22 protein-coding genes are annotated in these 24,321 nt (G+C 71.8%); 11 read left to right on the top strand and 11 right to left on the bottom strand.

The features are described from left to right. Positions 1–1,150: alpha,alpha-trehalose-phosphate synthase (UDP-forming) (locus ACTHMF_RS18835; RefSeq protein WP_440319725.1), on the bottom strand; the 1,150-nt coding region annotated here is incomplete at its 3' end. Positions 1,151–1,329: 179 nt separating this feature from the next. Here ACTHMF_RS18835 and ACTHMF_RS18830 point away from each other — a divergent pair. Then, on the top strand, positions 1,330–2,127 hold the full coding sequence (locus tag ACTHMF_RS18830) for a sugar phosphate isomerase/epimerase family protein (protein ID WP_314148851.1): 798 nt from the start codon (positions 1,330–1,332) through the stop codon (positions 2,125–2,127). A 7-nt stretch (positions 2,128–2,134) separates the two neighbouring features. Here ACTHMF_RS18830 and ACTHMF_RS18825 read toward each other — a convergent pair whose 3' ends face one another. Next, positions 2,135–3,007: an SGNH/GDSL hydrolase family protein gene (locus ACTHMF_RS18825; protein WP_440319723.1), complete on the bottom strand. Its 873-nt coding sequence runs from the start codon at positions 3,005–3,007 to the stop codon at positions 2,135–2,137. Between the two features lie 58 nt (positions 3,008–3,065). Further along, a complete protein-coding gene (locus tag ACTHMF_RS18820; protein ID WP_440319722.1) occupies positions 3,066–3,740 on the bottom strand; it encodes a TetR/AcrR family transcriptional regulator in 675 nt (224 codons plus the stop codon). Positions 3,741–3,852: 112 nt separating this feature from the next. On the opposite strand from ACTHMF_RS18820, the gene ACTHMF_RS18815 reads away from it, so the two are divergent. Then, on the top strand, positions 3,853–6,765 hold the full coding sequence (locus ACTHMF_RS18815) for an MMPL family transporter (protein WP_440319720.1): 2,913 nt from the start codon (positions 3,853–3,855) through the stop codon (positions 6,763–6,765). Further along, positions 6,762–8,726, top strand: a complete 1,965-nt coding sequence (locus ACTHMF_RS18810) for a YhgE/Pip family protein (protein WP_440319719.1) — start codon at positions 6,762–6,764, stop codon at positions 8,724–8,726. Before ACTHMF_RS18815 ends, ACTHMF_RS18810 begins: the two co-directional genes overlap by 4 nt. Positions 8,727–8,840: 114 nt before the next feature. Here ACTHMF_RS18810 and ACTHMF_RS18805 read toward each other — a convergent pair whose 3' ends face one another. Continuing rightward, positions 8,841–9,995, bottom strand: a complete 1,155-nt coding sequence (locus ACTHMF_RS18805; protein ID WP_440319717.1) for an SLC13 family permease — start codon at positions 9,993–9,995, stop codon at positions 8,841–8,843. Between the two features lie 74 nt (positions 9,996–10,069). On the opposite strand from ACTHMF_RS18805, the gene ACTHMF_RS18800 reads away from it, so the two are divergent. Both ACTHMF_RS18800 and ACTHMF_RS18795 read left to right on the top strand, forming a co-directional pair. Next, entirely contained in the window at positions 10,070–10,267 is a 198-nt protein-coding gene (locus ACTHMF_RS18800) for a hypothetical protein (RefSeq protein WP_314146675.1), read from the top strand. Between the two features lie 108 nt (positions 10,268–10,375). Continuing rightward, a complete protein-coding gene (locus ACTHMF_RS18795) occupies positions 10,376–10,840 on the top strand; it encodes a hypothetical protein (RefSeq protein ID WP_314146676.1) in 465 nt (154 codons plus the stop codon). 9 nt (positions 10,841–10,849) lie between these two features. Here the strand turns inward: ACTHMF_RS18795 and ACTHMF_RS18790 are convergent, their stop codons facing one another. Further along, positions 10,850–12,226 carry a glucose-6-phosphate dehydrogenase gene (locus ACTHMF_RS18790; RefSeq protein ID WP_440319715.1) on the bottom strand — a complete coding sequence of 459 codons (1,377 nt, stop codon included), beginning with the start codon at positions 12,224–12,226 and terminating at the stop codon, positions 10,850–10,852. Between the two features lie 29 nt (positions 12,227–12,255). Between ACTHMF_RS18790 and ACTHMF_RS18785 the strand changes: the two genes are divergently transcribed. The 3 genes from ACTHMF_RS18785 to ACTHMF_RS18775 are packed head-to-tail and all read left to right on the top strand — an operon-like array spanning position 12,256 to position 14,851. Further along, positions 12,256–14,061: a glycoside hydrolase family 15 protein gene (locus tag ACTHMF_RS18785; RefSeq protein ID WP_440319713.1), complete on the top strand. Its 1,806-nt coding sequence runs from the start codon at positions 12,256–12,258 to the stop codon at positions 14,059–14,061. Further along, a complete protein-coding gene (gene clpS / locus ACTHMF_RS18780; RefSeq protein WP_440319711.1) occupies positions 14,058–14,348 on the top strand; it encodes an ATP-dependent Clp protease adapter ClpS in 291 nt (96 codons plus the stop codon). The genes ACTHMF_RS18785 and clpS overlap by 4 nt, the downstream gene beginning before the upstream one ends. After that, positions 14,345–14,851, top strand: coding sequence for a DUF2017 family protein (locus tag ACTHMF_RS18775; RefSeq protein WP_440319709.1), 507 nt, complete (start codon positions 14,345–14,347; stop codon positions 14,849–14,851). The genes clpS and ACTHMF_RS18775 overlap by 4 nt, the downstream gene beginning before the upstream one ends. A 110-nt stretch (positions 14,852–14,961) precedes the next feature. On the opposite strand, the gene ACTHMF_RS18770 is transcribed toward ACTHMF_RS18775, so the two are convergent. Further along, the gene (locus tag ACTHMF_RS18770; RefSeq protein ID WP_440319707.1) at positions 14,962–16,083 is read right to left on the bottom strand and encodes a baeRF8 domain-containing protein; all 1,122 of its coding nucleotides are present in this window, start codon (positions 16,081–16,083) and stop codon (positions 14,962–14,964) included. A gap of 211 nt (positions 16,084–16,294) precedes the next feature. On the opposite strand from ACTHMF_RS18770, the gene ACTHMF_RS18765 reads away from it, so the two are divergent. From ACTHMF_RS18765 to ACTHMF_RS18755, 3 genes are read left to right on the top strand one after another with little or no spacing between them, the layout of a single operon-like run. Continuing rightward, positions 16,295–16,633, top strand: a complete 339-nt coding sequence (locus tag ACTHMF_RS18765) for a YciI family protein (RefSeq protein ID WP_440319705.1) — start codon at positions 16,295–16,297, stop codon at positions 16,631–16,633. Positions 16,634–16,652: 19 nt separating this feature from the next. Further along, positions 16,653–17,885, top strand: coding sequence for an RNA polymerase sigma factor (locus tag ACTHMF_RS18760; protein WP_440319703.1), 1,233 nt, complete (start codon positions 16,653–16,655; stop codon positions 17,883–17,885). A 40-nt stretch (positions 17,886–17,925) separates the two neighbouring features. Then, positions 17,926–18,768 carry an NAD(P)-dependent oxidoreductase gene (locus tag ACTHMF_RS18755; protein WP_314146691.1) on the top strand — a complete coding sequence of 281 codons (843 nt, stop codon included), beginning with the start codon at positions 17,926–17,928 and terminating at the stop codon, positions 18,766–18,768. Between the two features lie 33 nt (positions 18,769–18,801). Here the strand turns inward: ACTHMF_RS18755 and ACTHMF_RS18750 are convergent, their stop codons facing one another. Genes ACTHMF_RS18750 through ACTHMF_RS18730 form a run of 5 tightly spaced genes read right to left on the bottom strand, consistent with a single transcriptional unit; the run spans position 18,802 to position 23,976 of the window. Next, a complete protein-coding gene (locus tag ACTHMF_RS18750) occupies positions 18,802–19,857 on the bottom strand; it encodes a Gfo/Idh/MocA family protein (RefSeq protein ID WP_440319701.1) in 1,056 nt (351 codons plus the stop codon). Then, positions 19,854–20,876, bottom strand: a complete 1,023-nt coding sequence (locus tag ACTHMF_RS18745; protein WP_440319699.1) for a Gfo/Idh/MocA family protein — start codon at positions 20,874–20,876, stop codon at positions 19,854–19,856. Before ACTHMF_RS18745 ends, ACTHMF_RS18750 begins: the two co-directional genes overlap by 4 nt. A gap of 22 nt (positions 20,877–20,898) precedes the next feature. Then, positions 20,899–21,753 carry a carbohydrate ABC transporter permease gene (locus tag ACTHMF_RS18740; protein ID WP_440319697.1) on the bottom strand — a complete coding sequence of 285 codons (855 nt, stop codon included), beginning with the start codon at positions 21,751–21,753 and terminating at the stop codon, positions 20,899–20,901. Then, positions 21,746–22,708 carry a carbohydrate ABC transporter permease gene (locus ACTHMF_RS18735; protein WP_314146695.1) on the bottom strand — a complete coding sequence of 321 codons (963 nt, stop codon included), beginning with the start codon at positions 22,706–22,708 and terminating at the stop codon, positions 21,746–21,748. Before ACTHMF_RS18735 ends, ACTHMF_RS18740 begins: the two co-directional genes overlap by 8 nt. 2 nt (positions 22,709–22,710) lie before the next feature. Further along, the gene (locus ACTHMF_RS18730) at positions 22,711–23,976 is read right to left on the bottom strand and encodes an ABC transporter substrate-binding protein (RefSeq protein WP_314146696.1); all 1,266 of its coding nucleotides are present in this window, start codon (positions 23,974–23,976) and stop codon (positions 22,711–22,713) included. Positions 23,977–24,321 lie beyond the last annotated feature (345 nt).

Genomic DNA, 24,321 nt, shown 5'->3' with positions numbered 1-24,321 from the left:
AGGCGGTCACCAGCATCACGTCGGCGGCGAGGTAGAGGGCGACCATCTCCTCGCGCGGGTAGCCGTGGTGCAGGTAGGCGATGGCGGTGTGGCCGAGGGTGGAGTAGTCGCCGTTGATCCGGCCGACCGTCAGCTCGATCTCGTCGCGCAGCTGGCGGTACGTCTCGACCCGCTCGCGGCTGGGGCTGGCGACCTGCACGAGCGTGACGTCCTCGACGCTCAGGCGCTCCTCCTCCAGCAGTTCGCCGAACGCCTTCAGCCGGTGGCCGATGCCCTTCGTGTAGTCCAGCCGGTCGACGCCGAGCATGATCTTCTCGGGGTTGCCCAGCTCCTCCCGGATCTCGCGCGCCCGCGCCTGGATCTCGGGACGGCGGGCGAGGTCCTGGTACTGGTCGGCGTCGATGGAGATCGGGAAGGCGCGCGCGAGCACCGTCCGCACCAGTCCCCCGTGCCGGTTCGTGGTGACGTGGCGGTGCGACCCGGCTTCCGGGTCGTCGCTGTCGATCGGCACCTCGATGATCGGGCCACGGGTCTCGTAGCCCTTCAGCCGGCGGACCGCGCGCGAGAAGTTGCCGGCGTCGGCGACGCGCTGGAAGCCGATCACGTCCGCGCCGAGCAGCCCGTCGATGATCTGCCGCCGCCACGGCAGCTGCGAGTAGATGCCGTAGGGAGGGAACGGGATGTGGTTGAAGAAGCCGATCACGAGGTCGGGACGCGTCTCCCGCAGCATCGCGGGGACGAGCTGCAGCTGGTAGTCGTGCACCCAGACGACGGCGCCCCTGGCGGCGACGGATGCGGCGGCCTCGGCGAACCGGCGGTTGACCGTGACGTAGGTCTCCCACCACTCGCGGTGGTAGCTCGGCTGCGCGATCACGTCGTGGTAGAGCGGCCAGAGCGTGTCGTTCGAGAAGCCCTCGTAGTACTCCTGCAGCTCCTGCTCACTGAGCGGGACCGGCAGGATGTGGATGCCGTCCGCCTCGAACGGGTCGAACGTCTCGTCCGCGACGCCGGCCCAGCCGATCCAGACGCCGTCCTGGGCGCGCATCACCGGCTGCAGCGCCGTCACCAGACCGCCGGGCGACGGCCGCCAGCTCGCCTCTCCCGACTCGTCGACCACGTGGTCGACGGGCAGCCGGTTGGAGACGATCACCAGGTCGTAGGTCTCGGACGGATTATGGGCGGGCGGCGTGCTGATGGTCGGTCAACTCCCTCGATCGAGTGCTTCAGTGCGGGATACCCGTCACAGTACCAGCGTGGTTCAACCCCCTCGCGGGGCGTTCTCCGCCCGGACACGGCCCGTTCAGCGGCCGAGATTAGAGTGTGGCTGTGATGCGCATGGGCATGGGAACCACCTGCGTCTACCCGCTCGGGCTCGAGGAGGCGTTCCGGACCGCCGCCGAGCTCGGCTTCGACGGCGTCGAGGTGATGGTCACGCGCGACGAGGCGACGCAGTCCGCGTCGTCGCTCGCGCGCCTCTCCGATCGCTACGGGATCCCGGTGCTCAGCATCCACGCGCCCGTCCTGCTGCTGACGCACTTCGTGTGGGGACGCGATCCCCGGGTCAAGCTCGAGCGCTCCGCCGAGCTCGCGGCGGCCGTCGGGGCGGACACGGTCGTCGTGCATCCCCCGTTCCGCTGGCAGTCCGACTACGCCGACGGGTTCCTCGGCATCGTCCGCGAGACCGTCGCGGCGTCCGGCGTGCGGATCGCCGTCGAGAACATGTTCCCGTGGAAGGTCGCCGGGCGCTCGATGGCCGCGTACTCCCCCGGCTGGAACCCGCTGCCGATGGACTGCGACGACGTCACGCTGGACTTCTCGCACGCCGCCCTGAGCGGCCTGGACGGGCTGGAGTTCGCCTCGGCGCTCGGCGATCGGCTCCGCCACATCCATCTGTGCGACGGCTCCGGTGCGCTCGACGAGGCCCGCGTGTTCGACGAGCACCTCGTGCCCGGCCGGGGAAGCCAGCCGGTGGCCGCGGTGCTGAGCAGGCTCGCGGCGACGGGATGGAGCGGCTCGGTCGTCGCCGAGGTGAACACCCGCAAGGCGCGCACCGACGCCGAGCGCCGGGCGATGCTGGTCGAGACGCTGGCCTTCGCGCGCCAGCACGCCTCCGCGGCGGCGAGCTGACCCGCGCCTACTGGGCGGAGCCGAGCAGCTTGGCCAGCTCCCTCGCGTACTCGCGGTAGCCGGCGGCGGTGGGGTGGAACGCATCCTCGCCGCTGACGTTCAGCCATGGCTTCTTCGTGCCGATCCCGTGGCCGAGGAAGTCGACGCCGACGTAGGTCATCGGGACGCCCTTGGCGCGCTGGGCGTCGACGGCGTCCTTGATGGTCTGGTTGAGGCCGATGGTCGCGGCGTTGATCGCCGTCGCCGTCCCGAAGTCCGGCGAGCCGGTGTCGGTGTTGTCGTACATCAGCGCGTAGCCGGTGACGACGATCCTGGCGTTCGGAGCGGCCTGCGCGATCGCGCTGTAGACGGTCTCGAGCCGGTCGGGAAGCACGTTCAGCAGGGACAGCGCCGACGAGACGCCGTTGCGGCAGGCGACCGCCTTGCCCGCCGCGCAGTCCGAGGCGATCGCCGCGACGCCGAGGTCGTTGCCGCCGACGCTGACCGTGACCAGGTCGGTGCGGTCGTCCAGCGCGATCAGCTGGTGCTTGAGCAGGTCGGAGGTGGTCGCGCCGGCGCACGCGGCGTTCACCACCAGGTCGACGCCTGCGGTCTTGGCGAAGTCGGCCGGGTAGCTGTAGTTGCTCTGCCTGCACTTGCCGCTCTCGTCGCCGGCGCCCATGCCCGCGGCGAAGGAGTCGCCGAGGGCGACGTAGCGCGTGGATGCGGTCAGCGGCTCGCGCGGGAACGGGTCGGCCGTCGGCGTCGGAGCGGGTGTCGCCGCGAGCGGCCGGGGCGTCGCCTCCGGTGTTCCGCCCGCCGCCGCGCATCCGGACACGGCGAGCGCGAACACGGCTGCGCCAAGGGCGGCCAGGAGTCTCGGGTGGGCTGGACGTCGCATCCGCACGAGCGTACCCGTGCGGGCTTGATGTTCGATCACACCCGGCTTCGGATCCGCTTCAGATCTGCTCCGTGAGCGCGAGCAGGATCGCGGGCACCGACTCCGACAGGCGCTCCGCGAACGGCCGCTCGTCGCCCGAGAGCAGCGCTCTGGCCTCGCCGTTCGCGCACAGCTCCGCGATCACGCGGACGGCCTCCTCCGGCTCGATCGTGAACCGCCGCCTGGCGCTGGCGAGCGCCGCCACCACGACCTCGGTGAGGTCGTGGAAGAAGCCGTCCTGATAGCGCAGGAAGTCGGCGGAGATAGCGGGATCGCGCAGTGCCAGCAGCAGGAACTCGGACTGCACGAGCCACCAGCGCCTGTCGTCGGACTGCAGCTCGAGGATGCGCGTGATGGTGTCGATCACCTCGGCGTCGCCGAGCTCGCCGCCCCCTGCGCCGACCAGCGGCCGCAGGAACTGCTCGACACCGGCGTTCAGCTGCTCGATGCGCATCGTCTTCTCGCGCTCCATCAGCGCGAAGAAGAGTTCCTCCTTGGTGGAGAAGTTGGAGTAGAACGCCCCGCGCGTGAACCCGGCGGCCTCGGTGATCATCTCGACGCTGGCCGCGCGAACGCCGTGCTCGGCGAAGACGTCGAACGCCGCATCGAGCAGGCGTGCGCGGGTCTTCTGCCGGCGCGCGGACTCGACGGGAGCGTCCTCGCTTGCGGCATCTCTGAGAGCTGTGCTGTCCAAGCTGAAACCTTCCTGAGTCGGGTTTTCGATACACCAGTGTATCGGATACAGTCGGGAATCGGATACAACGGTGTATCGAAACTTCCCTGGTCACCTATCCGCTGGAGAACGCGTGTCCTCGCTCCTGTATTCGATCGGCCGCTGGGCCTTCCGTGCCCGCAAGCTGGTCCTCTCGCTGTGGCTCCTGCTGCTCGTCCTGCTGGGCGGAGGGGCCGTGGCGTTCAACCAGGGGACGGACGACTCGTTCAGCATCCCCGGCACCGAGTCGCAGGAGGCGCTCGACACGCTGAGCCGCACGTTCCCGCAGGTGAGCGGGACGAGCGCGCAGATCGTCGTCGTCGCCCCGAAGGGCGGAACGGTCGACGACGCCGACGTCAAGAAGCCGGTCGAGGACGCGGTCGCCGACATCGCGAAGGTGGACGGCGTCTCCGGCGCCAACTCCCCCTACAGCACGACCGTCAAGAACCTGATCTCCGACGACCGGTCCGCCGCCATCGTCCAGGTGCAGCTGAAGGGCCAGCAGACCACCGTCACGCCCGAGACGAAGACGGCGCTCAAGGACGCGGGGGCCGCACTGGAGAAGGCGCTGCCGGAGGGCTCCCAGGTCGCCGTGGGCGGCCAGGTCTTCTCGCAGAGCCTGCCGAGCCTGTCGGCGACCGAGCTGATCGGCGTCGGCATCGCGCTGATCGTCCTCATCGTCACGTTCGGCTCGATCATCGCGGCGGGGATGCCGCTGGCGACCGCCCTGCTCGGCGTCGGGCTCTCGATGGCGCTGATCTTCCTGGCGACGATCTTCGGCTCGATCTCGCAGACGACGCCGATGCTCGCTCTGATGCTCGGCCTGGCTGTCGGCATCGACTACTCGCTGTTCATCATCTCCCGCCATCAGAGCCAGCTGAAAGCGGGCGTCGATCCGGAGGAGTCCGCTGCCCGCTCGGTGGCGACTGCCGGCTCCGCCGTGCTCTTCGCCGGGATCACCGTGATCATCGCGCTCGCCGGGCTGGCCGTGGCGAACATCCCGTTCCTGACGACGATGGGCCTGGCCGCCTCGGTGGCCGTCGCCGTCGCTGTGCTCGTCGCGCTCACGCTGACGCCCGCGTTCCTCGGCTTCGCCGGCGCCAGGATCACCCCGGGCCGCCGCGCCGCCAGGCGAGCGGCACGACGGGCGCGGGCCGCCGCGGCGAGCGCGGAGGCCGGCGTCGCCGCCGCGGGCGCCGCGGACTCCCCGGTTCCCGCAACGTCCCCCTCCCCCGGCGCGGCGCCGTCGCTCGCGCACGCCGCGACCGCCGAGATCCCGAAGGGCCCGTTCCGCACCTGGGTGCGCGGCGTGACGCGCTTCCCCATCGTCACCATCGTCGCCGTGGTCGTGGCGCTCGGGATCGCCGCGCTCCCCGCGCTCCAGCTGCGCCTCGCACTTCCGGACGCCGGGACGCACCCGAAATCCGACCCGGCGCGCATCGCGTACGACCTGGTGTCCGAGCACTTCGGCCCCGGCTACAACGGCCCGCTCATCGTCACCGGCTCGATCATCTCCAGCACCGACCCCGTCGGCCTGATGCACAAGATCGGCGCCGAGATCGCCGACCTGCCCGGCGTCTCCGCCGTGCCCCTGGCGACCCCGAACCAGAACGCGGACACCGGTATCGTCCAGGTCATCCCGACCACGGCGTCCGACGACCCCAAGACGGCCGAGCTGGTCTCCGAGCTGCGCGCGAAGCATCAGCACTTCCTCGACGAGTACGGCGTCGACCTGAAGGTCACCGGGACGACGGCGGCGCAGATCGACGTGTCGAACCGGCTGGGCGGCGCTCTGCTGCCATTCGGGATCCTCGTCGTCGGGCTCTCGCTCGTGCTGCTGACGATGGTGTTCCGGTCGATCGCCGTCCCGATCAAGGCCGCGCTCGGCTACCTGCTGTCGGTCGGGGTCGCCTTCGGCGCCGTGACCGCGGTGTTCGAATGGGGCTGGCTGGCGGACGCGCTGCACGTGGACAAGACCGGACCGGTGATCAGCTTCATGCCGATCATCCTGATGGGCGTGCTGTTCGGGCTCGCGATGGACTACGAGGTGTTCCTGGTCAGCCGCATCCGCGAGGACTACGTGCACGGCCGCGACGCCCGCCGGGCGGTGCAGAGCGGCTTCGTCGGCTCCGCCAAGGTGGTCACCGCGGCCGCGATCATCATGATCTCGGTGTTCGCGGCGTTCGTGCCGGAGGGCGACACCTCCATCAAGCCGATCGCGCTCGGCCTCGCCGTCGGCGTGTTCGTCGACGCGTTCATCGTGCGGATGACCCTCGTCCCCGCCGTCCTGCAGCTGCTGGGCGAGAAGGCGTGGTGGATGCCGCGCTGGCTCGACCGCATCCTGCCCTCGTTCGACGTCGAGGGCGACGGGCTGCAGAAGGAGCTCGAGCTGGCCGAGTGGCCGGAGCCGGGGGCGCGCCTGGTCGCCGCCGCCGACGGGCTCGGCGTCTCGGCGCGCCGCCGCCCGCTGCTGCGGGACGTCTCGTTCCGGCTCGGCGACGGCGAGGCGCTCGTCGTGCACGGCCCCGACCGCACGGCGGCGCTCGCCCTGCTGATGGCCGTGACCGGACGCACCAGGCCGGCGAGCGGCACGATGAAGGTGGCCGGCTTCGTGCTGCCGACCCGCGCCGCCGCGGTCCGCTCCCGCACCGCCGTCGTCCGGCTGGACGCCGCAGAGACCCCGGTCGAGGATGTGCGGCGCGCGCTGGCGGCTCGTCCGCAGCTGCTCGCTCTGGACGCCGTCGACGCGCTGACCGACCCGGTCGAGCGCCGGCGCATCCGCGCCGAGCTCGCCGCCGCCCTGACCGCCGCGCGGAGCGCCGACCGTCCCTTCGCGATCGTGGTGAGCTGCGTCGACCCGTCCCAGCTGGACGACCTGCTGCCCGAGAGCGTCGAGCCGAGCGACATCCGCCTCGGCGCCGACCCCGCCGGCGCGACGCACGCCGCCGCGCGCACCGACCGCACCGACCTGCCCGCCGCACACCTGGAGAAGGCGAACGCCCGATGACCACCCCGAACCTCCGCCGTCCCGGATCGCTGTTCTCCCTCGAGCGGATGCGCTCCGACAAGCGCATCACCTGGCTCACCATCGCCGGCCTCATCCTGGTCCCGCTCGTGATCGGCGGCCTGCTGGTCTGGGCGCTGTGGAACCCCACCGAGCGGCTCGGCGACGTCAAGGCCGCCGTCGTCAACCTCGACCAGCCGGTGAAGCTCAACGGCCAGACCGTCCCGCTCGGCCGGCAGATGGCCGCCGGCCTCCTCGACACCGAGCACGACAACTTCTCGTGGGTGCTCACCGACCGGAAGGACGCGGACAAGGGCATCGCCGACGGCAGCTACGTCGCGGTGGTCACGATCCCGGAGAACTTCTCGAAGGCGGCGACCTCGACGGCCGGGCAGGCCGGCGAGGCCACCCAGGCGACCATCGACGTCCGCACCAGCCAGAAGTCCAAGCTCGTCGACCCGGCGATCAGCCAGGCGGTGACGTCCACGGCGACCTCGGTCCTCAACAAGCAGCTCACCTCCACCTACCTGCAGAACGTCTACGTGGGCTTCAACACGCTGCACGACCAGATCGGCCAGGCGGCGACGGGAGCCGCGAAGCTCTCCGACGGGCTCACGCAGCTCGCCGGCGGCACGCAGCAGCTCTCGGCGGGCGCGACCCAGCTCAGCTCGGGCGCCGACCAGCTCGCGAGCGGGCTGAGACAGTTGTCCGACGGGGCGTACGGTCTGTCGAGCGGGCTCGGGCAGCTCTCGGGCGGGGCGCAGGGACTGGCGGACGGGCTGGGCACGGCCGCCTCCGGTGCCAAGGACATCCCGGCGGGCTTCACCTCGCTCGCCGGCGCGGCGGGCACATCGGCCGCCAAGGTCACCACCGCCACGACGAACATCTGGACGGCCGCCCAGCAGAACTGCACGCCCGCCGCGATCGTCGCCTCGCCCGCGCTCGGCGCGCTGTGCCAGGCGATCAACGACAACACCCAGGGTCTCAAGGAGGGCATCGGCTACGCGCTCGGGGTGCAGAGCGGTGCGAACGAGGCAGCGACGAAAGCGCAGCCTCTGGTGACCGGCCTCGCCCAGTCCGCCTCCGGCGCCCAGCAGCTCGCCTCCGGCGTCGCCCAGTCCGCCTCCGGGGCCGACCAGCTCGCCTCCGGCGTCCAGCAGTCCGCGGACGGCGCCTCGCAGTACGCGGCGGGCGTCCGGGAGTTCGCGGACAAGGTCCCGCAGCTCGCGTCCGGCGCCCAGCAGTCGGCCGCCGGTGCCGCCTCCCTGGCCTCCGGGCTCGAGAAGGCGGTCGCGCAGCTGCCGAGCTACGACAGCGGCGAGCGCACCAACCTCGCCTCCGTCGCCTCGCAGCCGGTGACCCAGAAGGAGTCGGGCAACACCGCGTTCGGCACCTCCAGCATCCCGCTGTTCGCGTCCGTCGCGCTCTGGCTCGGCGCCCTGGCGACGTTCCTCGTGCTGCAGGCGATCTCGCGGCGCGCGCTGCTGACCTCGCGAGCGGCGGGCCTCATCGCCCTCGACGGCCTCCTGCCGGCCTCCGCGCTCGGCGCCGTCCAGGGCGTGCTCGTGGCCGCGATCATGCAGCCGGCGATGCAGCTCGACGTCGGCCACTGGTTCGCGTTCGCGGGGGTCGCCGTCGCCGTCGGGGTCGCGTTCGCCGCCGTCAACCACGGGCTGGTCGCGCTGCTCGGCGGCGTCGGGAGGTTCCTGTCGATGCTCGTGGTCGTCGTGACCCTCGCCTCCGGCATCGTCTCCACCGCCCCCGGCTTCTTCGACGGCGTGCTCGGCTGGCTTCCGACCGCTCCCGCCATCACGGCGCTGCAGGGCGTCGTGGACGGGACGAGCGGCGTCTGGCGGGGCCTCGGCGGACTGCTGCTCTGGGCCGGGCTCGGCTTCGGGCTCGCCCTGCTCGGTATCGCCCGCAGGCGGGTGGTCAGCGCGGCCCAGCTGCTCCCGGCCGAGTGATGCTCGCCCCTCCCCGCCAGCGCTTCCGGAGTTCTTCACGCGACACGCCGCGTAATGGCGTGCACAACTCCGGAAGCGATGGTTGCGATGCGCGCCTCAGTGACCGGAGAGCGGTCAGACGGTCGCGGCGAGCGCGAGCGTCGCGAGCACGACCGTGACCGGGGCGACGATCGCGCCGAGCAGGATGTAGCGCCGCCAGCGGATCTCCACGTCGAACGACGTGAGGCGCTGGTGCCAGAGCAGGGTCGCCAGCGACGCCCACGGGGTGATCAGCGGGCCCGCGTTCACGCCGATCAGCAGCGCCGCCAGCCGGACAGGGCTGCCCGCCGCCGGCTCCAGCGCGAGGTAGGCGGGCAGGTTGTCCACCGCGTTCGCTCCGACCATGCCCGTGACGGAGAGCCGAAGCAGGGCAAGCGGGTCCTCCCCCGTCCCCGAGACCCGGGCCAGCAGCGCGCCGAGCCCGTTGGCATGCAGCGCCTCGATGAACAGGAAGAGCCCGGAGGCGAGCAGCACCAGCTGCCACGGCACGAGGCCGAAGCGGATCACGCTCCGGCACCGCACCAGGAACACCGCGAGCAGGACCAGCGCACCGGCGCACGCGGGGATCCACACCGGGATGCCGGAGACGAGCAGCGGCAGCAGCGCCACCACCACCGCCGCGCTCACCCAGAACAGCACGGGGTCGCCGATCCGCTCCTCCTCGCCCGTGCTGTAGCGCACCAGCAGCGAGCGGCGGGCGACGAGGAAGACGACGATCATCGGCACGACCATCGCGACGATCGCCGGTGCGGCCATCAGGGCGGCGAACGCGGCCGGTGTCGGGTCGCCCATCGCGTGCTGGGCCAGCAGGTTCGTGAGGTTGGAGACCGGGAGCAGCAGGGATCCGGCGTTCGCCATCCACACCGTGGTGAGCGCGAACGGCAGCGGGTTCAGCCCGGCGTGCCTGGCCAGGACGATCACGACGGGCGTCAGCAGCACCGCGGTGGTGTCGAGCGACAGGAATACCGTGCTCAGCGCGGCGACGACGACGACGAGCAGCCACAGCAGCCAGCCGCGGCCGCCGCCCCAGCGCGCGGTGAGCTGGGCGACCTGCGTGAACACCCCGGCCTCCGCGGCGAACTCGGTGACGACGGTCACCCCGACCACGAAGAGCAGGATGGGCCAGACCCGGTCCCACAGGGCCGCCGCGTCGGCGAGCGGGAGCAGCCCCGTCGCGACGGCGACCAGTCCGAGCACGAGCAGAGCAGCGCCTACGATCGCGGTCTTCATCCGCCTCCTGTCATCCCTCCACGCCCGACGCGCCGAAGGGAAGCGTACGCTACGGGACGAGCGAAAGGACGCGGATGCGCAAGTTCATCTTCAACGGGGCCATCATCAGCGCGGCGATCGGCCTGTGGACGACGATCCAGACGACCAAGAGCGGCCCCAGGGACTGGCGGGTCCCGCTGATGTGGATCAGCGCGGCCCTCTCCCTCGTGATCGCGGTCGGCACGGTCGTGCAGGAGTCCCGCGAGGCCGAGGACAGGCAGCTGCACGGCTGACACCACCGAGATCGGCGGAATTCCGCTGATCGTGCGGCGTGTCCGCGCGTTTCGGAGGCTCACGGGCAGGACACTTGGTGTGACATCCGAATCGGAAGGGGTTGCGCCATGTTTGGTCGTAGGCGGCACGCCGCCGCCGAGGTTCCGGCGGCGCCGGTCCCTCAGCTGACGGACGCACAGATCCTCGAGCTCGTGCACACCACGGTGGCCGAGCTCATCGGAGAGAACGGCGAGTGGACGGTCAACCGTCGCTCCGCCGACGACACCGACGCCATCTTCCATTCGATCCTCGCCCAGTCGGTCGCGGTCGACATCACCGCCGCGATCGTGGATGCGCGCAACCGGCTGCAGGCGGGCGAGCCCGTCGCGCAGGCGGCCGTCCCCTCCGCGCCGCAGCACCTCGCCTCCGAGCCGGCGCACGTCGCCGAGCCGGCGGCCGAGGAGCCGGTCGAGCAGGAGGAGCCGGCGGCGATGGCGTGGGAGCCCGCCCCGATCACGGTGTGGACCGACCTGCGCAAGCCGGTCACCGGCGAGATCCCCGCGGTCGAGCACGTCGAGCGCCCGGCCGCGTAGCGCCGCCGCTCAGCCCAGCTTCGGCCAGGACGCCGGCCCCTCGGAGCCGGCCCGGTAGCTCTGCAGCGGGACCTCGTCCTTGCCCCACTCGGTGATCACCGGCGCCACGATCCGCCAGCACTCCACCGCGGTGTCCGCGCGCACCGACAGCGTCGGATCGCCGTCCAGGATGCCCTCCAGCACCTCACCGTAGGCGTTCAGTTCGCCAGGACCGAACTCGGCCTCCAGAGCGACCCGCTCGATCTCGCGCGGATCGCCGGGGCCGTTGACGTTCAGCTCCAGGGACATCGCATCCGGCGCGAGCATGACCCGCAGCTTCGTCGGCTCCCTGGTCCCCTTCAGCCCCACCGGGATGTGCCTGGCCGGACGGAAGGTCACCACGATCTCCCTGCGCCGGGTTCCGAGCGCCTTCCCGGAGCGCAGCGTGAACGGGACCCCCGCCCAGCGCCAGGTGTCGATCTGCACCGTCAGCTCCGCGAGCGTCTCCGTGTGCCGGGACGGGTCGACGCCCGGCTCCTTGGCGTAGGACGGCAGTGCCCTGCCGTCGATCTCGCCCGCGGTGTAGCGCGCGCGCCTGCTCGCCTCCTTCGGGCTCCCGCGCCGCACGCGCGTGGCGCGCAGCACGGTCGCCTTCGCGTCGCGCAGGTCCGTCGCGTCGAGCGAGGACGGCGGTTCCATCGCCAGCACGGCGAGCACCTGCAGCAGGTGGCTCTGGATCATGTCGACGAGGGCGCCCGCCCCGTCGTAGTAGCGTGCGCGGTCCTCCAGGCCCAGGGTCTCGTCGTAGACGATGTCGACGCGCTCGATGTGGTCGCTGTTCCAGAGCGGCTCCAGGATGCTGTTGGCGAACCGCAGGCCGATCAGGTTCAGCACGGTCGAACGGCCGAGGAAGTGGTCGATGCGGTGGATGCGCTCCTCCGGCACGAGCTTCGCCAGCTGGGCGTTCAGCGCGATCGCGCTGCGCTTGTCGACGCCGAACGGCTTCTCCAGGGCGAGCGTGAGGCCGGCGGGCCGGTCGATGCGCTGCAGCGCGCTGCAGGCCTTCGCGGTGATCGCGGGCGGCAGCGCGAAGTAGAGCGCCGGAGCGCCGTCGGCCGCGGCGAGCACGCGGGTGAGGTCGTCCGGGTCGGTGACATCGGCCTGCACGTAACGTGTGTCCTTCAGAAGCCGGTCCACCGCAGGGCCCGTGGAGCCGGTGGTCGCGAAGCTCGCCTTCACCACCGAGCGCCAGTGCGCGTCCGTCCAGTCCTCCATGCCGGAGCCGACCAGGTGGAAGCGCCGTTCCGGGTGGTTCGTGAGCAGCTGGCCGACGGCCGGGAGCAGGAGTCTGGACGACAGATCGCCGCTCGCTCCGAGAATCACCAGAGTGCCTACGGACTGCGTCATGCCCATCACAGTACGGCCATACTGGAATCATGTCGCTCCCCATCGAGGATTACGCCCTGATCGGTGACTGCTTCACGGGAGCGCTCGTCGGGTCCGACGGCAGCATCGACTGGCTGTGCCTGCCGCGCTTCGACGCCCCGTCCACGTTCGGGGCGCTGCTCGGGACGGAGGACCACGGCCGCTGGCTGGTAGCGCCCGCCGATCCCACCGCGACGAGCACGCGGCAGTACGAGCGCGACACGATGATCCTGGTCACCCGCTGGCGGACCGCGGACGGCGAGGTCGAGGTGATCGACGCCATGCCGATGGGCGACCACCGCGCCGACCTGGTGCGCCGGGTGCGCGGCGTCCGCGGCACGGTGACCATGCGCCAGGACCTGCGCATCCGGTTCGGCTACGCGACGGCCATCCCGTGGGTCCGCAAGGAGAGCGCGGAGACCCCGCCGGCGCTGATCGCGGTCGCCGGCCCGGACGGCCTGGTCTTCCGCGGGCCGGCGCTGCAGGCCGCCGACCACTCGCACGACGGCACCTTCACGGTCACGGCCGGGCAGACGGTCGACCTGTCGATGACCTGGTTCCCCTCGCACCGCGCGGCACCGGAGGCGGTCGACGTCGAGAAGGCGCTCGCGCAGACCCGGAGCTGGTGGACGGACTGGGCCTCCGGCTGCGACCACGACGGTCCGTACCGGGACCAGGTGGTGCGCTCGCTCATCCTGCTCCGCGCCCTGACCCACCTGGAGACCGGCGGCATCGTCGCCGCCGCCACCACATCGCTGCCCGAGGCGTTCGGCGGCGAGCGCAACTGGGACTACCGCTACGTGTGGCTGCGGGACGCGTCGCTCACGATCGGCGTGCTGCTCTCGCACGGCTACGCGGACTACGTCGACCACTGGCGGGACTGGCTGCTACGCGCGGTCGCCGGCGACCCGGCCGACGTGCAGATCATGTACGGCCTGGCCGGCGAGCGCGACCTCGCGGAGCGCGAGATCGCGAGCCTCCCCGGCTACCAGGGCGCGCGTCCGGTGCGGATCGGCAACGACGCGTCCACCCAGTTCCAGGCGGACGTGATCGGCGAGGTGATGATCGCCCTCGACCGCGGGCGCAGCGCCGGGGTGCCGGAGACCCGGTTCTCGTGGGCGCTGCAGCGGGCGCTGATGGGCTTCCTGGAGGAGAACTGGCGCAAGCCGGACCACGGCATCTGGGAGATCCGCGGCGAGCCGAAGGCGTTCACGCACTCGCGCGCGCTGGTCTGGGCGGCGTTCGACTGCGCCATCCGCGGCGTGCAGGAGTACGGGCTGAGCGGCCCGGTCGAGCGCTGGCGCCGGCTGCAGGCGGAGATCCGCGCTGACCTGGAGGCGAACGGCTACGACGAGCACCGCGGCAGCTACGTGCAGACGTTCGGCAGCCGGGAGCTCGACGCCTCCCTGCTGCTGCTCCCCCAGGTCGGCTACTGCGCCTTCGACGACCCGCGGATGCTCGGCACCGTGCGCGCGATCGAGGAGGACCTGATGCGCGACGGGCTGGTGCTGCGCTACCGCACGGACACCGGCGTCGACGGCCTGCCGCCCGGCGAGCATCCCTTCCTCGCGTGCTCGTTCTGGCTGGTCGAGCAGTACGCGCGCTCGCACCGGATCGAGGACGCCGAGCGGCTGATGGACCGCCTGCTCGGCCTCGCCAACGACGTCGGGATGCTGTCGGAGGAGTACGACATCGACGGCAGGTCGCAGGCGGGGAACACCCCGCAGGCGCTGACCCACCTCGCGCTCGTCCGGGCGGCGGACGCGATCGCCGAGGTGCGCGCGGCGCGGCCGGCCGCGGAGGTGCCCGCCGGATGACGGACGCCTCGACGCTGGAGGAGACGGGGGTGGAGGAACGGCTGGAACTCGGGTCGCCGTGGGTCACCATCGTCTGGAACGACCCGGTGAACCTGATGTCGTACGTGACGCATGTCTTCCAGAGCTACTTCGGCTACCCGCGCGCGGAGGCCGAACGGCTGATGATGCTCGTGCACACCGAGGGCAAGGCCGTCGTCGCGACCGGAACGCGCGAGGAGATGGAGCGGCACGTGGAGGCCATGCACGACTACGGACTCTGGGCCACGCTGACGAAGGCGGACGCGTGAAGCCGTTCCGCGCCGCGAAGGACGGCACCGTGCGGGCACGGTTCGACCGCGACGAGGTCGACCTGCTCGTGCAGCTGTCCGGCGAGGCGGGCGCCATCGCCACCGCGGCCGCCGAGGGCGCCGGGGCCGCCGCGCTCGACCCCGCTGTGCTGCGCCTGCTGCCGGACGCGTACCCCGACGACCCGGACGCGTCGGCCGAGTTCCGCCGCTTCACCGCCGCCGGCATCGCGGAACGCAAGGCGCTGAACGCGCGCGTCGTCGCGGAGACCCTCGCGCACGGCGGCGCGGGGACCGTCGAGGTGCGGCTGGACGACGGGCAGGCCGTCGCCTGGCTGCGGGCGATCACGGACATCCGGCTGGTGCTCGCCGCCCGGCTCGGGATCGTGCAGGACGGCGACGACGGCGACATCCACGACGCGTCCTCCGCGCTGCAGCGCGCGGTCTACGACTGGCTGGCCGGCGTGCAGGAGTCGCTGGTGCTCGCCCTCGACGCCCGCCGCTAGCGCCCCCCTCCTCGGCTCCCACGCCATCCGTTCCGGACTTCTTCACGCGACACGCCGCGCGCGAGCGTGAACAACTCCGGAAGCGATGGCTGCGGGGCAGGGCGCGGGCGTCAGACGGGAAAGCGGACGGTGGCGGCGACGGGGCCGCCGCCGGGGACGTCCTCGGCGCGCAGGGCGTAGACGCGCGCCTTCGAGGCGAGCGAGCGGCGGAGGATCTCGTCGGTGACGCCGTAGTGACCCGGCGCGTCGTCGGCGGCGTAGGCGATCGCGCCGGTCTCGTCGTCGATCGTGCCCGGCACTCTGGCGTCGATGTCGAAGACCAGCGCCTCCACCGCCCCGAACGTCGCCGCGCGCGCGATGTCGCTCATGTCCACGAGCGCTGTCCCTGCCGCGATGCGGGTCTCGAAGGCGTCCTTGAGCGTGGCGACCTTGCCCGCGTAGAGGTTGTCCAGGACGTGCCGGGCGGCGGCGGCGAGCTCCTCCTCTGTCTTCTCCTCCGGGTTGCCCGCTATCGTCTCCTCCACCAGGTGCGGGTAGTCGCTCGCGCCGCGGAAGATGCCGGTGAGCGGCTCGGCGGCGGCGAGGATGAGCGGCTCGGTGGAGTTCGCCAGCAGTGGGTGCAGCGCGCGCTCGATCGCCTGCACGTACTCCAGCATCCGCACCTTCTGGCCCTCCGAACCCTGGATGCGGCCCTCCGCGGAGCGGCCGCTGATCGTGGTCAGGCCGACGGCCGCCGCGACGTTGCTCGGCATCCCGTCCACGTCGACGATGACAGCGGGCGCCTCCGGGTCGATCTTGATCAGCCGCACCGAGTTCTGCGCGAGCGCGAGGATGAGCGCGGACTGCGGGAAGGTGACCGCACGCAGCAGCGGCTTGACGTAGAACCGGTCGGCGACCTCGCAGACGCTGGTCAGCCGGTTCGGGAGGCGGAAGGTCTCGGCGAGTTCGCCGTCGAGGAAGACGGCGAGGGACCGGGACTGGTAGCGCCAGAAGTCCCTGTCCTCGAGGATGGTCTCGCCCTCGGCCTGCACCGCGGCGACGCGTGCACGCGGCACGCCGAGCGTCTCGAGCGCCTTGACCGCCTGCGCGAGGTGGTTCTTCAGCTCGATGCGCGCGCGATCGGCCTCCGGCGGCGTCGTTCCCGTCGGCAGGTAGATGCTGACGCAGCCCTGTTCGCGGAAGGCGGCGATCCTCTCGATGTCGGCCTTGGTCGGAATGTCCTTGTACTCCACTGTTCCTCCTCGGTCGCGGGCGTCCGGCACGTCGCTGTCCGGTCCGCCCCAGTCTTCCCTCGGCCCATTGCCTCCACAAGACCCGTCCGTCGTCGCGAGGGGGGGACCCGCCGATCGGCGTCGCGCGGCTGGAGCGGGTGGGCGAATCCGCGGCATGATGTCGAGAACTCCCCCTGCCGTTCGTGTAGACGGTGAGAGAGAAGGAGACATCATGACCCAGTACCTGCTCAGTGTCTACCAGCCGGACGGCCCCGTCCCGGAGCAGGAGGCCCTCGCGGCGATCGGCCGCGACCTCGACGCCCTCAACGCGGACATGCGGGCCGCCGGCGCGTGGGTGTTCTCGAACGGGCTGCTGCCGCCGTCGTCCGCGACCGTGCTGCGGCCGCAGGGCGGCGAGGTGCTCGTGACCGACGGCCCCTTCGCCGAGGGCAAGGAGCACCTCGGCGGCTTCACGATCGTCGACGTGCCCGACCTGGACGCGGCGATGGAGTGGGGGCGCAGGCTCGCCGTCGCCACCACGCTGCCGATCGAGGTCAGGCCGTTCGCCTGACCCGCGGACGGAGCATCCCGTGACCGCGAACGCCTCGCCCGGTGCCGTCGCCGCCGTCTTCCGGGCCGAGTACGGCCGGGCCGTCTCCGTGCTGTACCGCGCCCTCGGCGACCTGGACCGGGCCGAGGACGCGGTGCAGGAGGCGTTCGCGGTCGCCGCCGAGCGCTGGCCGCTCGACGGCGTCCCCGCCGCCCCCGCCGGCTGGATCATCCTCACGGCGCGGCGCCGCGCGATCGACCGGCTGCGCCGCGAGGCCGTCGGCCGGGAGCGCGAGGCGCAGGCCGTCGAGCTGCTCGCAGGCGCCGACCCCGAGCGGGGACCCGTCGCCGACCCGATCGGGGACGACCGCCTGCGGCTGATCTTCACCTGCTGCCACCCTGCGCTGTCGCCGGAGGCGCGGGTCGCGCTCACCCTGCGCCTGATCGGGGGGCTGACGACGGCGGAGATCGCGCGCGCGTTCCTGGTGCCGGAGGCGACCCTCGCACAGCGGATATCCCGCGCGAAGGCGAAGATCCGGGATGCGCGCATCCCCTACCGCATCCCCGCCGCCGATCGGCTTCCGGAGCGGCTGAACTCGGTGCTTGCGGTCGTCTACCTGATCTTCAGCGAGGGCTACACCGCGTCCGGCGGCGACCGGCTCGTGCGCGACGAGCTGTGCGACGAGGCGCTGCGGCTCGCGCGTCTGCTCGCGGAGCTGCTGCCGGACGAGGAGGAGGTGCACGGCATCCTCGCGCTGCTGCTGCTCGTGGATGCGCGGCGGCCGGCCAGGCTCACCCCCGACGGCGCGATGGTCGCCCTCCCCGACCAGGACCGGTCGCTCTGGGACTCCGCGCGGATCGCCGAGGGCCACGCCATCGTGCGCCGCTGCCTGGCCCGCGGCCGGCCGGGCGCCTACCAGCTGCAGGCGGCCATCCAGGCCGTGCACGACGACGCGCCGACCGCAGCGGAGACGGACTGGCCGCAGATCCTCGCCCTCTACGACCAGCTGCTGCGCGTGCAGCCGACGCCGGTGGTCGCCCTCAACCGCGCCGTCGCGGTCGCGGAGGTGGACGGACCGGCCGCCGGGCTCGCCGCGGTCGATCCGGTCAGGGACGCGCTCGCGGACTTCTACGTGCTGCACGGCGTCCGGGCCGGGCTGCTGCGCCGGCTCGGCAGGACAGCGGATGCCGCCGCGGCATACGACGAGGCGCTGCGGCTGTGCGGGAACGCGACGGAACGGATGTTCCTGGAGCGCGAGCGCGCGGCGCTCTGACCCCTTCCGCCGCGTCCCGCCCCGGTGGAGAGTGGGCGCCATGGACATCGCATTCCTCGGGCTCGGCCGGATGGGCCGCGAGCTCGTCCCGCACCTCATCGACGCCGGCCACCGCGTGACCGCGTGGAACCGCTCGCCCGGACCCGCCGAGGCGATCGGCCGCCGCGGCGCCAGGATCGCGTCCACGGCCGCAGAGGCCGTGGACGGCGCGGAGGCCGTGGTCAGCGTCCTGTTCGGGCCGGAGACCGTGCGCGAGGTGATCGTCGACGGCGGCCTGCCGTGGCGTCCCGGCGCTCTCTGGATCGACGTGACGACGGTCGCGCCCGCCGACGCGGAGGCGTTCGCCGGCTTCGCGGACGCTGCCGGCATCCGCTACGTGCACTCCCCCGTCGTCGGCTCGCTCGCGCCGGCGCGCGCGGGAGCGCTCGCCGTGCTGATCGGCGGCGAGCACGACGCCGCCCGCGAGGCCAGGCGGATCGTCGCGCTGTGGGCGGACCCCGACAAGCTGCGCCTGTTCGACGCCGCACCGAAGGCCGCCGCCTCGAAGCTCGTCGCGAACCTCGCCCTCGCCGTGTCGATGGAGGCGCTCTCCGAGTCGCTCCGGCTGGGCCGCGCCGCCGGTCTCGACGGCGACGAGGTGCTGCGGACCCTCTCCCTCACCGCCATCGCGCCGATGGCCGCGATGAAGGGTCAGCCGGTGACTGCTGGCGCGTTCGACGACGCCCAGTTCTCCGCCGCCGCCCTCGCCAAGGACACCCGGCTGATGCTCGCGACCTCCGACGCTCCCCTGCCGGCGGTGGCCCTGGTCGCCGCCGAACTGCAGCGCGCCGTCGAGGCCGGCGACGGCGAGAAGGACTTCTCCGTCATCGCGCGCGACCGCTGACCCGCACCGCCGCCGGCACCGCCGACATCGGAGTCAGCCGACCGGAGCGACGACCTGCCCGCTCGCCGCCGAACGCCGGGCCGCATCCACGACCCGCAGCGTGCGCAGGCCGACCGCGCCGTCCGGGCGGGCCGGGCGCCCCGAGCGCACCGCGTCGATGAACTCGGCGATCATCGCGGCATCCAGGTCGTCGCCGGTCGGCTCCCACACCGGGCCGTCGACCGTCTGGCCGGCGACGTGCGGCGCGAACGGCGCGATCGTCACCGAGCCGCGCGTGCCGATCACCTGCAGCGTGAGCCCGCCCCACGTCGAGGCGGAGTCCGGAACGCTCCACGAGCAGTCGATCGTCGCGATGACCCCGCTGTCGTAGACGGCGGTCACCAGCCCGCCGGTTTCCACCGTCGCCTCCGGGTGCAGGATGCGGTTGGACACCGCGTGCACCGTGGCCGGCTGCTCGGCGAGCAGCTCGTCGAGCAGGTCGGCGCAGTGCACGACGTGGTCGACCAGCGCGCCGCCGCCGGAGAGCGCGGCGTCGGTGAACCAGGCGCGGTCGGAGGGCAGCTTGCCGTTGTTGGTGCCCTTGACCGCGAGCAGCGTGCCGAGCCGGCCGGCGCGCACCCGTCGGACCAGGTCGGCGAACGCCGGAGCGAATCGCACCGGGTAGGCCGTCATCAGGGTCACGCCGGCCCTCTCGGCCGCCGCCAGCATCGCCTCGGCGTCCTCGACCGTCGTCGCCAGCGGCTTCTCGCACAGGATGTGCGCGCCCGCCGCGGCCGCCGCCTCCACCAGGGGCCGGTGCCGCACGTTCTCCGCGGTGACGATCACCGCGTCCGGGCCCCAGGCGAGCGCCTCCTCGTAGCTGTCGAGGTAGCGGACGCCGAGCGCGTCGGCCAGCTCCCGCCCGCGCGGGGCTTCGTCGGGCGCCGCGTCGCCGTCCGGGTCGGCGGCCACCAGCTCGATGTCGTCGCGCCCGGCCAGTGCCCGGCAGTAGCCGATCGCGTGGGTGTGCGCGAACGACAGCACGGCCACCTTGAGCGGCCGGTCGGTGGGGATGCTCATGGTCTCCTTCGTGGTCTGTTCCTCGGTCATGCGCCGACCGCCTCGGCGGCGGCGAGCGGGAGCACGGCCGCGGCGAGGTCCAGCTCGACGGGTGCTCCGGTGCGCAGCGACTCCATCGCCGCCTCCGCCACGGCGACGGCACGGATGCCGTCCTCCGCGGTGACCCGCGCGTCCCTGCCCTCGGCGATCGCGGCGACGTAGTCGCGCAGCTGCGCCGTGTACGGGCTGACCGCGTGGGTCGGCGGCGGCAGGTAGCCGTCGCCGTCGTGCGCCGCCGGGATGTCCACCGTGCTCGGCGTGTCCCTGGAGTCGATGGCGAGCGTGCCCGCCGAACCCGCGATGTCCGCGCTGGTGCGGAACAGCATCCCGCGCGGACCCCAGCTGCCCTGCACGTGGCTGAGCGCGCCGTTCGCGTGGGTGAGCACGACGTGGGCCGTGACCGCGTCCGGGGCGACCGCGTCAACGACCCGGCGGCTGCGCACCGCGTAGACGCGCACGACGTCCCCGGCCAGCCAGAGCGCCTGGTCGAGGTCGTGGATCATCTGGTCGCGGACGATGCCGCCGCCTGCGGACTCGTCGTGGAACCAGCCGGCCCGCGGCGCCTCGCCGCCGCGCACGAAGCGCAGCACGGCGGGCTCCCCGATCCGCCCGGACGCGACCTGCTGCCGCACCTGCGCGTACTCCGGGAAGTAGCGCACGACGTGCGCGGGGAACAGCCGGACGCCGGCCGCGCGGGCCGCGTCCACGACCGCCCGCGCCTCGTCCGTGCTGCCCGCGAGCGGCTTCTCGCACACGACGTGCTTGCCGGCCCGGATGGCGGTGAGCGCGAGCGGCGCGTGGCTCGGGGTGGGGGTGACGATGTCGACGATGTCGCTCGCGGCGATCAGCGCGTCCAGGGCGGGGGCGACGGAGAAGCCGTACGCGTCCGCGAGCGCCTGCGCGCCCTCGTGCGAGTACACGGTCACGGTCGCGCCGAGCGCGCGCCAGCCGTCCGCGTGGACGCGGGAGATCCCGCCGGCGCCGATCAGGCCGACTCGAAGGGTGTTCACGTGCTGTGCCTTTCTGGGGTCGTCACTTCATGCCGGAGAAGGCGATGCCGTCGATGACGCGCCGCTGCATGATGAGGAACAGGATGAGGACCGGCGCCATCGCGAGCAGGCTCGCCGCCAGCAGCAGCGGGTAGTCCGGGATGGAGCGCTGGCTGGTGAGGGTCGCGATGCCGGGCGCGAGCGGCATCTGGGTGGAGTCCGTCGCCACGATCAGCGGCCACAGCAGGTCGTTCCAGGAGGCGAGCACCGTGATGATCGCGAGCGCGGAGAGCCCCGGCTTGGCCAGCGGCAGCATCACCTTCCAGAAGATCTGGAACTGGTTGGCCCCGTCCAGGCGGGCCGCCTCGGCGAGCTCGTCGGGCAGGCCGAGGAAGAACTGCCGCATCAGGAAGGTCCCGAACGCGCTGAAGATGCCAGGGGCCGCGATGCCGGCGATGGTGTTCAGCCAGCCGAGGCCCTGGACGATCTGGTACTGCGGCAGCAGGTAGACCTGCGGCGGCACCATCAGGATGGCGAGGACCAGCGCGAAGATGGTCCGCCGGAACGGGAACTCCATCCTGGCGAATGCGTACCCGGCCATCGAGCACAGCAGCAGCTGGCCGACGGTCCTGATCACCGTCACCGCGACCGAGACCCAGAGCTGGTTGAGGAACGGCAGCTGGTCGAACACGTGCGCGAAGTTCTCGAAGTGCAGCTGGCCCGGCCAGACGGTAGGCGGGACGCTCGTCACCTGCGCGTTCGTCGCCAGCGACATCAGGATCTGCCAGACGAACGGGAAGATCATCAGCACGGAGGCGATGATCAGCACCACGTGCGTCAGGCCGTTGCGGTTGCGCGCACTGCCGGCGCGGGGGCGCGCGGCGACGGAGCTAGACATAGTTCACCCACCTCTTCTGCATGCGGAACTGGAGCATCGTGAACGCGCCGACCAGCACCAGGATGGCGACGCCGACCGCCGCCGCGTAGCCGTTGTCCCCGGTCTGCTGGTGCGCGAAGAACAGGTACACCAGCGACTGGGTCTGGTTGATCGCCGGGTTCTGCGTCCCCATCAGGGCGTAGAGCAGGTCGAACAGCTGGAAGCCGGTGATCACGGTCATCACGGAGACGAAGAAGATCGACGGGGTCAGCAGCGGCACGGTGATCGAGAAGAACTGCCTGGTCCGGCTCGCGCCGTCCAGCGACGACGCCTCATACATCTCCGGCGGGATGCTCTTCATGCCGGCGGAGAGCACGATCAGGTTGAAGCCCAGCGAGATCCACATCCCGACCACGCCGACCGCGATCAGCGCGAACCACTCGGTGCTCAGCCAGTTCGGGCCCTTGATGCCCACGAGCGAGAGCGCGTAGTTGATGACGCCGAAGTCGCCGTTGAAGATGATGCGCCAGACCATCGCCACCGCGGCGGGCATCGCGACGTACGGCAGGAAGAACGCCGTGCGGTACGCGGCGGCGAAGCGCAGCCCCGGCCGGTTGATGAGGGCGGCGAAGAACACGGCGACCGGGATCCCGAGCAGCAGGATCCCGACGTAGATGAGCGTGTTCAGGATCGACCGCCAGAAGTCGGGGTCGGCCAGCATCTGCTGGTAGTTGGTCAGGCCGCTCCAGGTCGCGCCGCCGAACACGCCCCACGTCGTGAAGCTGAAGTAGGCGTTGCGGAAGATCGGCCAGATGTAGAACACCAGGACGCCGAACAGCAGCGGGCCGACGAACAGCACGGCCCACAGCCAGTCGTTGCGCCGCCGGCGCTTCGTGCCCCGCGGCGCTCGCACGCCCGGGGTGGCGGGCGCCGCCTGCGCGGCGCCCGCTCCCTTCGTGATCGTCTGAGTGGACATCGTCACTCTTTGGCGAGGTCGGCGTTCATCTGCTTGGCGAGCTCCTTCGCGACCTCCTCGACCGGCTTCTTACCGCTGAACGCGTCGGGCAGCAGGTCGTTCTCCGCCTTGTTCCACGCCGCCGTGTTCTTGGAGATCGGGTACGGGAAGGAGTAGTCGGCCGCGGCCTTCTCGAAGATGTTCAGGTCCCACGGCGCGGTGTCGACGAACGCCTGCTGGGTGCCGTTGAACGCGGGGTTCGCCGCGCCCATCTTCGCCTGCGTCTCCGCGGCCTGCTTGCCGGCGAGGTAGGTCTGGAACGCGATCGCCGCCGACTTGTTCTTCGAGTCCTTGGCGACGACGTTCGCCAGACCGTGGATGACCGTCGCCTGACGCTCGTCCTTCGGCAGCGGCGCGAGCGCGATGGTGTTCTTGATCGGCGAGGCGAGCAGCTCGGAGTTGAGCCAGGTGCCCGACCAGATCATGGCCGACTTGGAGTTGATGAACCACTGGTCCTGCGGGGTGTCGGAGAGCTGCGACGGGGTCGGCGACGAGCCGTCCGCGACCAGATCGCGGATGAACTGGAGGCCCTTGATCGACTTGGGGTCGTCGTAGCCCGACTTCTTGCCGTCGTCCGAGATGATCGAGCCGCCGGCCTGCAGGATGGTGTTGTAGTACATCTCCTGACCGCCGGAGAGGCCGCTGGCGACGCCGTAGACGCCCTGCGCCTTCAGCTTGTCGGAGATCTGCTTGGCCTTCTGGTGGAACTCGTCCCACGTCCAGTCGGCGGTCGGGTAGGCCACGCCCGCCTTGTCGAAGACGGCCTTGTTGTAGTAGACGCCGATGGTGTCGAAGTCCTTCGGGGCGCCGTACTGCTTGCCCTCCCAGCTGTAGAGGTCGTCCAGCGCCTTCGGATAGTTCGACGGGTCGATGCCGGAGCCGATCGGCTCGAGCAGCCCGTTGGACGCGTAGAGCTGGAAGTTGGGGCCGTTCATCCAGAACACGTCCGGCAGGGTCTTGGACGAGCCCTGGGTCTGCAGCTTGGTGAAGTAGTTCTGGTACGGCGTGATCTGGGTGGTCACCTTGATGTTCGGATACTCCTTGTTGAAGTCCTTGATCAGGGCCTCCATCGCGGGCTTCTGGTTCACGTCCCAGAACGCGTAGGAGATGCTGGCCGAGAGGTTATGATCGGCAGCGGCATCCGAACTGTCACCGGTGTTGGATGAGCAGCCGGCGAGTACGACCGCGGAGGCGACGGCGGCCGCGGCCGCGAGCAGGGCTTTTCGCATTGGTTCTCCTTCGAAATGTGGGGGTGTTTCGGTGCCTCCCGGGCCGGCGACTTGCCCTCGCCGGTCCGGGGTGTCGTGCTGTGGTGCTGTGGTGCTCCCCGGCAGCGCGCCGGGGTGCGGCCGCCGCTACAAGCGGGCGGCGACCGCCTGATCCACGCCGGGCACCGGGTGGGGCCGGGATCCGTCGCGGAGCGATTCCGTGGCCGCCACAGCGGCGGCCACCGCGTTGCGGGCCCCCACAGCCCACCGCGGCGGCGCGGGGCCGGCGCGCACCAATCCCCCCAAAACGGCCACGGTGGCCGGGTCCCCGTCCCCGGGTCCACCCGCGGCGCCCAGCCCGGGGTT

Source organism: Leifsonia sp., assembly GCF_051955155.1.
GTDB lineage: Bacteria > Actinomycetota > Actinomycetes > Actinomycetales > Microbacteriaceae > Leifsonia.
The sequence above is the reverse complement of the archived record's forward strand: the minus strand, read 5'-3'. Positions and strand labels throughout refer to the sequence as shown.